At 68.0% G+C, this 13,197-nt stretch carries 13 protein-coding genes; 8 read left to right on the forward strand and 5 right to left on the reverse strand.

The genetic code is table 11. The features are described 5' to 3' along the window. Window positions 1-12: 12 nt before the first annotated feature. Window positions 13-639, reverse strand: coding sequence for a TetR/AcrR family transcriptional regulator (locus AB0B91_RS38030; RefSeq protein ID WP_358330473.1), 627 nt, complete (start codon window positions 637-639; stop codon window positions 13-15). A gap of 103 nt (window positions 640-742) precedes the next feature. Here AB0B91_RS38030 and AB0B91_RS38035 point away from each other — a divergent pair, with 103 nt between their 5' ends. The 4 genes from AB0B91_RS38035 (at window position 743) to AB0B91_RS38050 (ending at window position 3,970) form a co-directional block, all read left to right on the forward strand. Continuing rightward, a complete protein-coding gene (locus AB0B91_RS38035) occupies window positions 743-1,330 on the forward strand; it encodes an NAD(P)H-dependent oxidoreductase (RefSeq protein WP_358330476.1) in 588 nt (195 codons plus the stop codon). Next, window positions 1,327-2,526 (forward strand): erythromycin esterase family protein, encoded by a 1,200-nt coding sequence (locus tag AB0B91_RS38040; RefSeq protein WP_358330479.1) that lies wholly within the window; start codon window positions 1,327-1,329, stop codon window positions 2,524-2,526. The genes AB0B91_RS38035 and AB0B91_RS38040 overlap by 4 nt, the downstream gene beginning before the upstream one ends. Window positions 2,527-2,732: 206 nt before the next feature. Further along, window positions 2,733-3,293, forward strand: coding sequence for an RNA polymerase sigma factor (locus AB0B91_RS38045; protein ID WP_358327329.1), 561 nt, complete (start codon window positions 2,733-2,735; stop codon window positions 3,291-3,293). Beyond that, a complete protein-coding gene (locus AB0B91_RS38050) occupies window positions 3,290-3,970 on the forward strand; it encodes a hypothetical protein (protein WP_358330482.1) in 681 nt (226 codons plus the stop codon). The genes AB0B91_RS38045 and AB0B91_RS38050 overlap by 4 nt, the downstream gene beginning before the upstream one ends. 159 nt (window positions 3,971-4,129) lie before the next feature. On the opposite strand, the gene AB0B91_RS38055 is transcribed toward AB0B91_RS38050, so the two are convergent. Continuing rightward, on the reverse strand, window positions 4,130-5,293 hold the full coding sequence (locus AB0B91_RS38055; protein WP_358330485.1) for an epoxide hydrolase family protein: 1,164 nt from the start codon (window positions 5,291-5,293) through the stop codon (window positions 4,130-4,132). 62 nt (window positions 5,294-5,355) lie between these two features. Between AB0B91_RS38055 and AB0B91_RS38060 the strand changes: the two genes are divergently transcribed. Further along, window positions 5,356-6,312, forward strand: a complete 957-nt coding sequence (locus tag AB0B91_RS38060; RefSeq protein ID WP_358330488.1) for a WYL domain-containing protein — start codon at window positions 5,356-5,358, stop codon at window positions 6,310-6,312. A 39-nt stretch (window positions 6,313-6,351) separates the two neighbouring features. Here AB0B91_RS38060 and AB0B91_RS38065 read toward each other — a convergent pair whose 3' ends face one another. Then, window positions 6,352-6,909, reverse strand: coding sequence for an AAA family ATPase (locus AB0B91_RS38065; protein WP_358330491.1), 558 nt, complete (start codon window positions 6,907-6,909; stop codon window positions 6,352-6,354). A 427-nt stretch (window positions 6,910-7,336) separates the two neighbouring features. Here AB0B91_RS38065 and AB0B91_RS38070 point away from each other — a divergent pair, with 427 nt between their 5' ends. Beyond that, window positions 7,337-7,882 carry a sigma-70 family RNA polymerase sigma factor gene (locus tag AB0B91_RS38070; RefSeq protein WP_358330494.1) on the forward strand — a complete coding sequence of 182 codons (546 nt, stop codon included), beginning with the start codon at window positions 7,337-7,339 and terminating at the stop codon, window positions 7,880-7,882. Then, on the forward strand, window positions 7,879-8,787 hold the full coding sequence (locus tag AB0B91_RS38075) for a hypothetical protein (RefSeq protein ID WP_358330497.1): 909 nt from the start codon (window positions 7,879-7,881) through the stop codon (window positions 8,785-8,787). Before AB0B91_RS38070 ends, AB0B91_RS38075 begins: the two co-directional genes overlap by 4 nt. A gap of 326 nt (window positions 8,788-9,113) precedes the next feature. Here AB0B91_RS38075 and AB0B91_RS38080 read toward each other — a convergent pair whose 3' ends face one another. Beyond that, window positions 9,114-10,235 carry a GuaB3 family IMP dehydrogenase-related protein gene (locus AB0B91_RS38080; RefSeq protein ID WP_358330500.1) on the reverse strand — a complete coding sequence of 374 codons (1,122 nt, stop codon included), beginning with the start codon at window positions 10,233-10,235 and terminating at the stop codon, window positions 9,114-9,116. A 3-nt stretch (window positions 10,236-10,238) separates the two neighbouring features. Beyond that, a complete protein-coding gene (gene guaB, locus AB0B91_RS38085) occupies window positions 10,239-11,720 on the reverse strand; it encodes an IMP dehydrogenase (protein WP_358330503.1) in 1,482 nt (493 codons plus the stop codon). A gap of 450 nt (window positions 11,721-12,170) precedes the next feature. Here guaB and AB0B91_RS38090 point away from each other — a divergent pair, with 450 nt between their 5' ends. Further along, a complete protein-coding gene (locus AB0B91_RS38090; RefSeq protein WP_358330506.1) occupies window positions 12,171-13,178 on the forward strand; it encodes a LuxR C-terminal-related transcriptional regulator in 1,008 nt (335 codons plus the stop codon). Window positions 13,179-13,197: the final 19 nt, after the last annotated feature.

Genomic DNA, 13,197 nt, shown 5'->3' on the forward strand with positions numbered 1-13,197 from the left:
CAAACCGGCGGGTCACCTCTTGTAGCCGTAGAGGAAGGCACGCACGCCCGCGGACACCATGGCGGCGAGCTCGGCCTCGTCGTGGAGGGCCGTGCGGTCGGTGAGGTTTTCGGCGGAGATGAGCAGCATGAGGTGTCCCGCCGCGCGAAGCGGATCGGCCAAGGTGAGCTGGCCACTGCCGGCGATCTGGCATAGCCGGTTGGCCAGTTCCTGGCGAACGCGACTGGGCCCGGTCTCCTGCCAGACTTTGAGTGCGGTCGGGGGAATGTGCTCGATCTCGGCGTTGATCTGGCGGATCAAGGCGAAGTGCGGGGCGAGGTCGGAGGTCAGCAACCGGAGCCACGCGAGCCCCAATTCGACCAGGTCGTTCTCCAGGTCGACGACCTTTGCCAGGTGGCGGTCGATGATGTCGATCATCGTGTCGGCCACTCGCCGGGTGCTGTCCTGGATCACGGTCTGGAACAGCTCAGCCTTGTCGGTGAAGTGGTTGTAGATGGTGCGATTGGAGACACCCGCTTCCGCCGCGATCGCGTCCAGGCTCGCCCGGGTGTAGCCGTCTCGGGCGAACAACTGCAGCGCACCGTGGACGATCGCCCGCCGCTTGTCGGGCTGCCCACCGGGCTTTTTCTTGTCCGTCATGCCTACCGAGGCTACCGTGTTACACCGATCGTTGCACTACATGCACCGATCGGAGTAATGTTTGCATCGATCGGTGTAATAACCCACTTGAAGAGAGACTCTCATGACCAAGATCGCGATCATCGTCGGCAGCACGCGCCCGGGCCGACGCGGCCGCGCAGTCGCCGAGTGGGTGGCCGGCGTGGCCGCCCAGGAACACCCCACTGTCGACTTCGAGCTTCTTGACCTGGTCGACGTCGGCCTGCCGCTGCTCGACGAGGAGCAGCCGGCGCTGTTCGGCCAGTATGGCAACGAGCACACCGTCCGCTGGGCCAAGACGATCGGTCGCTTCGACGGATTCATATTCGTCACCCCCGAGTACAACCACTCGGTCCCCGGAGCCCTGAAGAACGCCCTGGACTTCGTGTACGCCGAGTGGAACAACAAGGCAGCCGGTTTCGTCAGCTACGGACTGCACGGCGGAACCCGCGCCGTCGAGCACCTACGGTTGATCCTGGCTGAGCTGAAGGTCGCCACCGTACGCACACAGGTCGCCTTGTCCCTGTTCCATGACTTCACCATCCCGACCCCGGCCGAACCGGGCACCTTCACCCCCGGCCCACACCAGGACAAGACCCTCAGCACCCTGCTGGACGAGGTCGTCATCTGGTCGAGCGCGCTGCGGCCGCTTCGGGAAGGAGCTCTGGCATGACCGACATCACCGCCCCGGCCGTGCCAAGGGAGCCGATCGGACCGCAGCCTGCCGACAGCGGCCCGCTGCCGGACGCCGCGCTCGACGAGCTGGCCGAGAAGATCGCCGTCGAGGCGGAGATCGTTGGCCTCGGGGAGTCCACACGATTCTCCCGCGAGACCTTCACCGTGCGAGACCGGCTGTTCCGGCGACTGGCCCAGCAGTACGGATTCCGGGCACTGGCTCTACAGGACAACGCCGCTGTCGCCACGAGGCTCGACAGGTACGTGACCTTCGGCGAGGGCACCGCCGAATCTGCTCTCGGCGACGCCTGGCGTCCCTGGCGCACCGTCGAGATGGTCGCGACGCTTCACTGGATCCGCGCCTTCAACCAGGACCATTTGGACGATCCCCTCCGGATTTTCGGCGTGAAGCCCGCACAGGCACAGCCCACGGACTACGACACCATCCTCGAACATGTCCATCGGCTGGCCCCGGAACGGCTGGTGGACCTGGCGTCCCACCTGAATCCCATCCGAACCGCCCATCAGACCGATGAGCACGTGCAGCGCGTGCGGGGACTGCACCCGGGCCGCCCGTTCGCCGACCACGCCCGTGACGCGCTCACGCTGATCCGATCATTGCCAGACATCGACGCCCACGGCGCCATCATGGAGCGGATGCGGCTTATCGTCGACTTCCACGAACGCAGCGTCGCTGGGCGAGGCAGCTACGCGGGCGATGCGGAGGTGTGGGCCGACACGATCAGCGACTATCAGCGCCGAACCGGCCAGCGGGTGGCCTTCTGGGACGGCATCGCTCACACATCAGCAGCGCCGGCAACCTTGGGCCTGGCTCCTGAACGCGGTCCCCAGCCCAGCGTCGGCAGCCTGCTGCGCGAACGCCACGGTAGGCAGTACGTCTCCGTGGCGATCGGCTTCCATCATGGAGATCTCGGCGTCGCCGTCGTCCCGGAGCCGGCCAGGGACCTGATCGACGCCAAGCTCGGCGAGGTGAAACTGCCCGCCCGCTGGCTGGACCTCCGCCCCGACGACACGCGCCGCCGATGGGACGGACCGGCGAAGGTACGCGTCATCAGCGGTGTCTACGATCCGTCCCGCGACGCCGCCGAGCATATGGCTGTGGCATCCCTGGCCGACGCCTTCGACGTGCTCATCCACATCCGCCAGGCATCCCCAGTGCGATGGCTGCCTTGATCCGGTCGATCCGCCCCGACGACCGCAAGCACCGCCCGGATCCGGAGCCCACCCATGCCCCAGCTCACCGGCCTGCGACCCGATTTCCGCGGTCAGCCCGCGCGACCGCCTCACAGCGGAGACATTTGACCCCATCTGTTCACTCTCATAACGCTTTTCCGGCTGCTGACCAAGAAGGGGTGTAGTCGACGAAGGGAGCACGGCCGGTGCGTCGCAGACAGGCGGACATCGCCACAGATCCGGAGGCTTTCGAAGCCTTCTACCGGCGCCACGTCGACGCGATCACGTCGTTCCTCGCCCGCCGGGTCGATGATCCGAACACGGTCGCCGACCTGGTGGCGGAGGTCTTTCTCGCGGTGCTCGACTCCGCCCACACCTACCGGCCCGGACTCGGCAGCGAGATCGCCTGGCTGTACGGCGTGGCGCGCAACACCCTGTCGGCCGAGCGGCGGCGGGCGTTCAAGGAGACGAGACTGGCCGATCGCGTAGGCGGACGACGACCGCTCGACTGCGACGACGTCGCCGAGCTCGAAGAGCGGATCGACGCGGAAAGCGTGGCCAGGCGGGCCTTCCAGGCCATGGCCGGGTTACCGGACGGTGATCGCGCGATGCTCGAACTGGTCGTCATCGACCAGCTCACGATCGGCGAGGCGGCCACCGCTCTGGGCATCCGCCAGGGCGCCGCCAGGGCCAGACTGCACCGCGCCCGCCACACGCTCAGGAACGTGCCGGAGATGGCTCCCTTCGTCATGGAAGGAACGCGATGAACTTCAAGGAGCACGTACTGATGGAACTCAAAGCCGAAATCGCGGCCCGCAACAAGGCCCGCCGCCTGCTCGTCAGACGACGCCTGCTCGCCACAGGAGCGGTCGCCACGATCGCCGCGGCGGCGGCCGTCGCGGTGCCGCTCCTGACCGGATCCGAGACCCCGGCCTACGCGGTCACCAAGAACACCGACGGCACGATCACCCTGAAGATCAACGAATTCAGGGACCCGGACCAGGTGGAGAAGGACCTGGCGAAACTCGGCGTCACCGCCGACGTCTCCTACGTCAAACCCGGCACCCGATGCGCCCCCGGCCGCGGCGAGGGCGAAGGCGCCGCCTCCTTCTCCAAGGAGGAACTCAAGAGCAAGGATCCCGCGGTCCGCAAGAAGATCGAGGAAGCGATCGCGAACTCGCCGAACGGCAAGACGTTCAAGATGGGCCGCGGCCAGGTGCGGATCAGTCCGCAGTACATCAAGCCGGGGCAGACGGCCGTCATGGAGTTCACCGAGAACGCGGACCAGACCTCGGGCCCGGAGAAGCCCAGAGCTCTGTGGCAGTTCAGTGGCTACCTCGTCACCGGCCCGGTCAAGCCCTGCAAGGTCATCGCCGACCCGTCCTGGGACAAGCTGCCCGACCCCAAGACGAACCCCGAGGCGTACCCGCCGCCCGGCAGCTGACCCTCGCCGGGCGGTGGGTACGGCGGACGGCGCCGCCGTACCCACCGCCCGGGGGCCACCACGCGATCCACCGGGGCGAGCGACTGAACCAGCTACCCGCCTCGAATGATGCGCCGGCCCCTTGACACGCCGAGCCGCACCGGTACGCGGGCGTCTATCTCAGCGCACCTTCGCGAAGAACGCTCGTACGTCGCCGACCAGCAGGTCCGGCGCCTCCATCGCGAGAAAGTGGCCGCCCTTGCCCAACTCGGTCCAGTGGACGACATTGTGGTCGCGCTCTGCCCAGGGACGAACGGTCACGTCGTGGGCGGAGACCAGCACCCCGGTCGGCACCGTGCCACGCTCCGGCGCCCAAGCGTCCGCGCCGTCACCCCAGTCCGGCTCGGTGGCGCTGATCTCTTCGTAATAGCACTGCGCCGCCGACCCGGCCGTGCCGGTCAGCCAGTAGATCGAGACGTCGGTCAGGATGTGGTCGCGATCGATGCTGTCCTCAGGCAGCCCTTCCTCCGGCTCGGTGAGTTCCTTGAACTTCTCCACGATCCAGGCGAGCTGGCCGACCGGCGAGTCGTGCAGCCCGTACGTCACCGTCTGCGGCCGCTTGGAGTTGCACCGCAGGTAACCGTCGTTGAAGTCCTGCATGCGCTGCCAGCGCCGCTGCTCGATCTCCGACAGCCCGCCCATCTCGCCGACCGCCCCGATCGGAAACGTGATCATGGCATTGAGGTGGACACCGATGACATGGTCCGGGTCCTGCTTGCCCATCGCGGGGCCGACCCACGAGCCGGTGTCGTAGCCCTGCACGCCGTAGCGTTCGTACCCGAGCCGGGCCATCAGCCGGACGAGGAGCCCGGCCATCCTGGCGGAGTCCATGCCCGGCCCGGCCAGCGGCGTGGAGAACCCGAACCCCGGCAGCGACGGAATCACCAGGTGGAACGCATCGGCCGCGTCGCCACCGTGGGCGCGTGGGTCCGACAGAGGGCCGATGACGTCGAGGAAGTCCACCACGCCGCCCGGCCAGCCGTGCAGCAGGATGAGCGGCGTCGCATCCGGCTCGGGCGAGCGTACGTGGAGGAAGTGCACATTCTGCCCGTCGAGGGTGGCGAGGAACTGCGGGTAGGCGTTGAGCGCCGCCTCATGCGCCCGCCAGTCGTAGCCGGTTCGCCAGTATTCGGCGAGCTCCTTCAGGTACGTCACCGGCACGCCGCGGCTCCAGCCGACGCCCGGCAGCTCGTCCGGCCAGCGAGTGCCCGCCAACCGTGCCTTCAGGTCGTCGAGCTGGGACTGCGGAATGTCGATGCGGAAGGGGCTGATGTCGTGGGTCATGTCTCCGACCATAGGAACGCTTAGGACAGATTCGGTCCTAAGCTGCGGGCAGACTGGTGAACATGCTGGAGACATCCGCACGGCTGCTCAAGCTGCTGTCACTGTTGCAGACCCATCGCGACTGGTCCGGCGGCGAACTCGCCGAGCGGCTGGGCATCAGCACCCGTACGGTCCGCCGAGACGTGGAGCGGCTGCGCGAGCTGGGTTATCCGGTGGACGCCGTTCAGGGCACCGCCGGGTACCGGCTCGGCATCGGAGCGTCGCTGCCGCCGCTGCTGCTCGACGACGACGAGGCGGTGGCCGTGGCAGTCGGCCTGCGGACGGCGGCGGGCGGCTCGGTCGCCGACATCGAGGAGACCGCGCTGCGGGCGCTCACCAAGCTCGAGCGCATGCTGCCACCTCGGCTGCGCTATCGGGTGAACGCCCTGAACACGGCAACGGTCCGGGTCGGCGCGGCCGGGCCCGTGGTCAGCCCGGACACCCTCATGGCGATCGCTGACGCCTGCCGCCGCCGCGAACGCCTGCGTTTCGACTACACCAGTCACCGCGGCGGCGACACCGTCCGGTCCGTCGAGCCGCACAGCCTCGTCAACTTCGAACGGCGCTGGTACCTCGTCGCCTGGGACACCGATCGCCGCGACTGGCGCACCTTCCGGGCCGACCGCCTCACTCCGCGCACACCCACCGGCCCGCGCTTCACACCCAGGCAACCACCGTACGGTGACACCGTCACATACCTGGCACACCGGCTGTCCTCGCGAGCCTGGCCGTACCAGGCGGTCGTCACCCTGCACGAGCCGGCCGAGGCGATCGCCGACCGGGTGTGGCCGGGGATGGGCGTCGTCGAGGCGGTGGACGACCACAGCTGTCTGCTGCACGTCGGGGCCGAGAACCTATGGGCGCTGGTCTGGATGATCACGTCGGTCGACGCCGACTTCACCCTGACCAGCGGCCCGCCCGAGCTCGCCAACGCCCTACGCGCCCAGGCCCGCCGCTGCCTGGACGCCCTGCGCGGCTGACGGTAAGACCCACCTGCGGGAGACGCTGCTCTCCTGCCGTCAGATGTCCGCGTGCTGGAAGATCACGGTTCGGATCGTGGTCACTCGTTCGGACAGCGGTCCGGCGGGGATGTCGATGAGCTGATAGCCGAAGGCGCGGTAGGTCTGCTCGTGGAGGCGTTCGAACGTCAGAGAGTCTTCGAAGCTGATCCGGCGGGCCTCGGTCTGTTCGCAGAAGCCGAGATTGCGGATGAAGAACACCCGCCGGTCGTAGATCTGCTCTCGGGTGATCCTTTCGATCTCGGTGGACAGGGCCGAGGAGATCGGGTGCCCGACGTAGGTGCTGAGAGCGTGGGTGCAAATGGGAGAGCGGTCGAAGAACTGCACGGGCGGCGCGGCGACGATCGACCGCATCTGTCGCCGTCGCTGCAAGGCCACGATCTTGTCGATGAAGGACGGCCGGGTCCACGGCTCGGCGTCACCGCACGCCTGCGCGTCCGCGATGACCGCCGTGGCCGCCTCCTCGACCGTCGCGTATCCAAGCGTCGCCAGGCACCGCAGGATCGCGGTCTTGCCGGCACCGGGGGTGCCGGTGAGGATGTAGCGCTTCATCGTCATCTGGTCGCCTTTCTGATGACCGACTCGCAGTGGGCGGTGCTGGAACCGTTGCTGAGGCAACAAAACGGGGCGTAAGTGATCAACGGGATTCGGAAGCGGATCCGGGCCGGGTGTCGTGGCGGACGCGGCCGGGCTACTCGCCTGCGATGTGCCCGTGGATTCCACGATCGCCCGGGAGCACGCGGTCGGGGTGCGCGAAAGAAGGGGCGAGGAAAGGGAAAACCCGATGGAATCGACACCGGGATCGCCAGCCATGAACTCGGCCGCCCCCGGGGCGGGTTGACCACGAAGATACCCGTGGCTGCCGAGCAAGGCCAGAAACGCGCAAGATTCTTTGGCTTGGGGCGAAATGGTGAGCCCTCGTCGACCAATGAAGAGGGCGTTCGCATCCCCAACCGAGCGGAGCACGTCACGATGGGAACCGCCCGTGCCAGATGACACCGACAGGTTCGAAGCCGTCTACAGGGCGACCTACGACCAGATCATCGCCTACGCCGGACGTCGCTGCGACTCCCCGCAGGACGCGGCCGACGTGGTCGCCGAGACCTTCACCATTGTCTGGCGCAAGATCGACGAATTACCTCCAGGCGCGGAGGCCAGACTCTGGGTGTACGGAGTCGCGCGCAACGTGCTGGCCGACCACCGCCGCAGCGCGCTTCGCCACCAGGCACGTCACCGGGAACTCGACGCGGAGATGGCCGACCTCTATGGCGACCCCGCTGACCACAACGTCGAGCTGAACGCGATCGCCCAGGTGTTCAGAACGCTCTCCGACGACGACCGCGAGCTCCTCTCGCTGGTCGCGTGGGAGGGCCTGGACCGCGAAGAGATCGCCACGATGCTGGGGCTCTCCCGCAATGCCGTACGCATCCGGCTGTACCGGGCCCGCAAACGCTTTTCCCGCGCGCTCGACGAAGCCGATGTCCGATTCACACCAGCCAGCGCCATCGTTCCCGCAGGGAGACCGCTATGAAGGACATTGATGAGATCAACGAACTGCTGAGGCCGCTGGCCCGGATCGGAACGGACGAACCGGGCGGACGTGCCGGCGGCGCCCGCGCACAGGCGTTGCTCACGGACATCATCGCCCAAGAGCGGCAGCCGACGTTGGCGGGACCCCCGCGGGACCGGCGCTGGGCTCGTCGCACGCTGCTCGGACTCGCCGCCTCCGTCGTCCTCGCCCTCGGCGTCGTCCTCGGACCGAGCCTGCTGGGACACGGCGGCGGTACCGCGACCTCCTACGCCAACTCCGCGGTGGAGATCCGGAAAGAGGCGAACACCTATGTCGCCCGGATCAAGGACCCGTACGCGGATCAGCAGAAATTCTCCGAGGCGTTCCGGGCCCTTGGCCTCAACGTCGAACTCAGGGTGATCCCGGTCTCGCCGAGTGCGGTGGGCAAGATCGTGGGCATGGGCGGGACTATGCACTCGGCCATTCCGAACGTGCCTTTCGGGGCAGGCCGGGAACCGGACGACTGCGATTTGGCCGACAGCGACTGCTTCATGGTGGTGACCGTCCCAGCAGTGGTCAAGGACACCTCCAGCCTGATGCACTTCGATCTGGGACGGCAGGCCAAGCCAGGCGAGTCCTACGCGAACGAATGGCTGTCGGCCACTCATGCCGGAGAGCAACTGGCCGGAGCCAAGGCGAGCGGCCGGACCGTTGGTGACGTGCTGGCCGAGGTGCGGAAGCGCGGCTTGACCGCCGAATTCAACCTCGTCGACGTCCATGACAGCGGGTACGAGCTCAAGCCGCTGGCGGCGGATCAGGTCGGCGCCAACTGGATCGTCTACAGAGTCGCGTCGGTGCGCGTCGGTGTGGTCCGTCTGCAGGTTACTCCCGAGCGCAATCCCGGCCTCGCATACGACCAGGACTGAGCAAGGTCGAGCGGCCCACCAACTGGGGGCCGCTCGACGGCGGCGTTCTGGCCCGCCCTCTGGAAGAGTCATCAACCGGGGTAGGCCAGTCTCCAGGGTCATGGACAAAGGCGCTCGACCTACCAAGCCAGGCCACCGGCCGCCCCTCGATCCGCGCTTCCTCCGGCCAACGACGGCGAAGCGCGCGGCGAAGCCGCGCCAAGAAGGGGGCCCGAGCGGAGCGAGGACCTTCAGGGGTCGGGCCTCGGCCCGACTGGAAGCAACGCCTGCCCCCGAAGCGCGAAGCGCCCACCCGCGAAGTTTTTTCGCGGATGGGCGCCGAACACTCAGCGCTGGGTAGGAGCGACAACCACCTCGACGCGCTGGAACTCCTTGATGTCCGAGTAGCCCGTAGAAGCCATCACCCGCTTCAACGCCCCCATCAGATTCATCGACCCATCGGCCACGCTGGACGGCCCGTGCAGAATCTGCTCCAAGCTGCCCACCTGGCCGAAAGCCACCCGACGCCCGCGAGGCAGGTCCGGGTGGTGTGCCTCCGAGCCCCAGTGGAAGCCGTGGCCGGGCGCCTCCGTGGCGCGGGCGAGCGGGGAGCCGACCATGACCGCGTCGGCCCCGCAGGCGATGGCCTTGGCGATGTCGCCCGAGGTGCCCATGCCGCCGTCGGCGATCACGTGGACGTAGCGTCCGCCCGACTCGTCCATGTAGTCGCGGCGGGCGGCGGCGACGTCGGAGATCGCCGTGGCCATCGGCACGGCCACGCCCAGCACGTTGCGGGTGGTGTGAGAGGCGCCGCCGCCGAAGCCCACCAGAACGCCCGCCGCGCCGGTACGCATGAGGTGCAGGGCCGCCGTGTAGGTGGCGCAGCCGCCCACGATGACCGGCACGTCGAGCTCGTAGATGAACTGCTTGAGGTTCAGCGGCTCGGCACGGCCCGAGACGTGCTCGGCCGAGACCGTGGTGCCGCGGATGACGAAGATGTCGACGCCCGCGTCGATGACGGCCTTGTGGTACTGCACCGTACGCTGCGGAGACAGGCGGACGGCGGTCGTCACGCCGGACTCCCGGATCTCCGAGATCCGCTGCCCGATCAGCTCTTCCTTGATCGGCGCCGCGTAGATCTCCTGCAGCCGCTTGGTCGCGGCCTCGGCATCGAGCGAGGCGCACTCCTCCAGCAGCGGCGACGGGTCGTCGTAGCGAGTCCAGAGGCCTTCGAGGTCGAGCGGCGCCAAGCCGCCGAGCCGCCCGATCTCGATGGCGGTGGCGGGCGAGACCACGCTGTCCATGGGAGCGACGACCACGGGCAGTTCGAACCGGTAGGCGTCGATCTGCCAGGCGATCGAGACCTCCTCCGGGTCACGAGTGCGCCGGGAGGGTACGAGGCCGATCTCGTCGAGCGCGTAGGCCCGGCGACCGGTCTTGCCCCGGCCGATCTCCACCTGCTGAGTCATGTCTTACCTTCTGTGATAGTTCGGGGCTTCCACGGTCATCTGAATGTCGTGGGGATGGCTCTCCGTGAGACCCGCCGCCGTGATCGGCATGAGCTCACAGTCGGTGTGCATCTGGCTGATCGTGCGGCAGCCCGCGTACCACATGCCCTGGCGCAGTCCGCCGATCAGCTGGTGGGCGACGGCCGCGACCGGGCCCCGGAAGGGGACCTGGCCTTCGATGCCTTCGGGGATGTACTTGTCGTCGCCGCCGACGTCGGCCTGGGCGTAGCGGTCCTTGCTGAAGGACATGCCGCCGCGCTCGCGGTTGCGGACCGCGCCGAGCGAGCCCATGCCGCGGTACGACTTGAACTGCTTGCCGTTGATGAAGATCAGCTCACCGGGCGACTCCTCGCAGCCGGCGAGCAGCGAGCCGAGCATGACCGTGTCGGCGCCGGCGGCGATGGCCTTGACGATGTCGCCGGAGTATTGAAGGCCGCCGTCGCCGATGACCGGCACACCGGCCGGCCCGCACGCCAGCGACGCCTGGTAGATGGCGGTGACCTGCGGCGCGCCCACCCCGGCCACGACGCGGGTGGTGCAGATGGAGCCGGGGCCCACACCGACCTTGACCGCGTCGACACCCGCGTCGACGAGCATCTGGGCGCCCGCCCTCGTCGCGATGTTGCCGCCGATGACGTCGACCTTGCTGTTGGCCTTGACCTTGGCGATCATCTCGGCGAGGCCCTTGGAGTGGCCGTGCGCGACGTCGACCACGATCACGTCGACGCCCGCCTCGATCAGCGCCTTGGCCCGCAGCTCCGCGTCGCCGCCGACGCCCACCGCGGCGCCGACGACCAGGCGGCCGTCGGCGTCCTTGGTGGCCAGTGGGTACTGCTCGCTCTTGGTGAAGTCTTTGACCGTGATCAGGCCGCGCAGCTTGCCCTCGTGATCGACGAGGGGCAGCTTCTCGATCTTGTTGCGCCGGAGCAGCGCGAACGCGTCGTCACGCGACACCCCCACCGGGGCGGTGACCAGCGGCATCTTGGTCATGACCTCGCGCACGGGGCGCGACTGGTCGGTCTCGAAGCGCATGTCGCGGTTGGTCACGATGCCGACGAGTACGCCGGAGACGTCCGTGACCGGCACCCCGGAGATCCGGTACGTCGCGCACAGCCGCTCCACGTCGGCCAGGGTGTTGTCGGGAGTGCAGGTCACCGGGTTGGTGACCATCCCGGCCTCGGACCGTTTGACCAGGTCCACCTGCTGAGCCTGCTCTTCTGCCGACAGGTTGCGGTGCAGGATGCCGATGCCGCCCTGGCGGGCCATCGCGACGGCCATGCGGGCCTCGGTGACGGTGTCCATCGCGGCGGAGACCAGCGGGATCGACAGTCTGATCCCACGGGAGAGCCGCGACCCGGTATCCGCGTCACCGGGTTGCAGATCTGAATAGCTCGGGACGAGCAACACGTCGTCGAAGGTCAGACCTGTCTCGGTGAACTTGGACATGCTGCGGCCCCTCCTGCCGATGCTGATGCAGGCAAGTCTAGGGCCTACGTGCAAAAGTCTTGAGGCCGGGAGCACGATGGCCCCCACGGCCCGTCGTACCCCCGGCCGCCAAAAGTGCCGAGGGATGGGGCGGTCGGTGATCCGCCCCATCCTCCGGCCACCGGCATCCGGGCGGAAGCGCGTAAAGCGCCACCGAACCCCCCTCCGCGTCCTGATGGCCAGCGCTGCCAGCTCAAGTGGATGCCGACGCTGGGTTAAGCCTGCGTTACTCATCGGCACACCGCAATGTGAAAACGTGCAATTGCACGAAGTTGCACATGTGACCAGGGAGTCCAACGCAAGGAGCGGACAAGGACGTATCGCCGAGTTATTCTCACGACACGCCCGTGTCCTCCCTACGGAGCCCCTTATATGCGCACCGAGTCCCACACCGTGTCTGATCCCCTTAAGGTGTCTGATCCCCTTAAGGCGTCTGATCCCCTCGCGACGCTGGGCCTCGACCCGGCTCAGACCGCGCTGTACACGGCGGTGCTGCGCCTGCACAGAACCACGCGTACCGAACTGGCCGAGGCCATGGACGGTCCCGTGGACAAGGTGAGCAGGCAGCTCGACGACCTGGTCAGGCTCGGCGTGATCGACGAGCAGTCGGGCGAGTACCTGGCCAGGCACCCCGCCGCCGCGCTCGGCCGGCTGATCGCCGAGCGCCTCGACCGGCTGGCCGAGGAGAGCAGGCGCATCGACTCCGCGCTTGGATCGATCCGGGGGCTGATCCGCGACTACGACGTGGGGCACGACTACCAGAACGGCGCGTTCCGGGTCGAGATGGTGAGCGGCGCCGACGTGCTCTACGAGAGCGTGGTGGGCATGGCGGTGCAGTCCCCGCCGATGCGACTGCTCACCGCGATCCCCGATGACCGCACCATGGCAGACTTTGTACGAAAATTTGCCGATCCTTGGATCGATGCACAGCAGCGGAAACTCCTGAATGTGCGGGCCGTCATCCCGGTCTCCACGCTCACCCTGCCCGGCGTACGCGACCAGCTGACCAGGCTGCTGGCGACCGGCGGAACGGTCCGCACACTGGACCGGGTGCCGAGCTGGTTCATGACCGCCGGCTCCGACGCCGCCGGCCTGCCTGCTTTATGGGGCGGCAACCTGCCCGACCACGCGTACAACTTCTATTTAGTACGGACGCCGATCGTCGTCGGCATGCTCCGATCGCTCTTCGAGGAGCTGTGGGGCCGGGCCGTACCCCTGCCCTGGGGCCGCCGGGGCGAGGGCGTGGTGCAGGTGCTGCGGCTCGCGGCGCAGGGCATGTGCGACGACTCGATCGCCCGCCAGCTGGGCGTCTCGGTGCGCACGGTACGGGCCAGGTTCGCCGACGCCATGGTTCAGCTCGGCGCGCAATCACGCTTTCACGCAGGTGTGGAGGCCGCGCGGCGTGGCTGGCTGAGCTAATAGCCACCGCGTCGGCCGC

It is taken from the genome of Nonomuraea sp. NPDC049141, from assembly GCF_040648415.1.
Lineage (GTDB): Bacteria > Actinomycetota > Actinomycetes > Streptosporangiales > Streptosporangiaceae > Nonomuraea.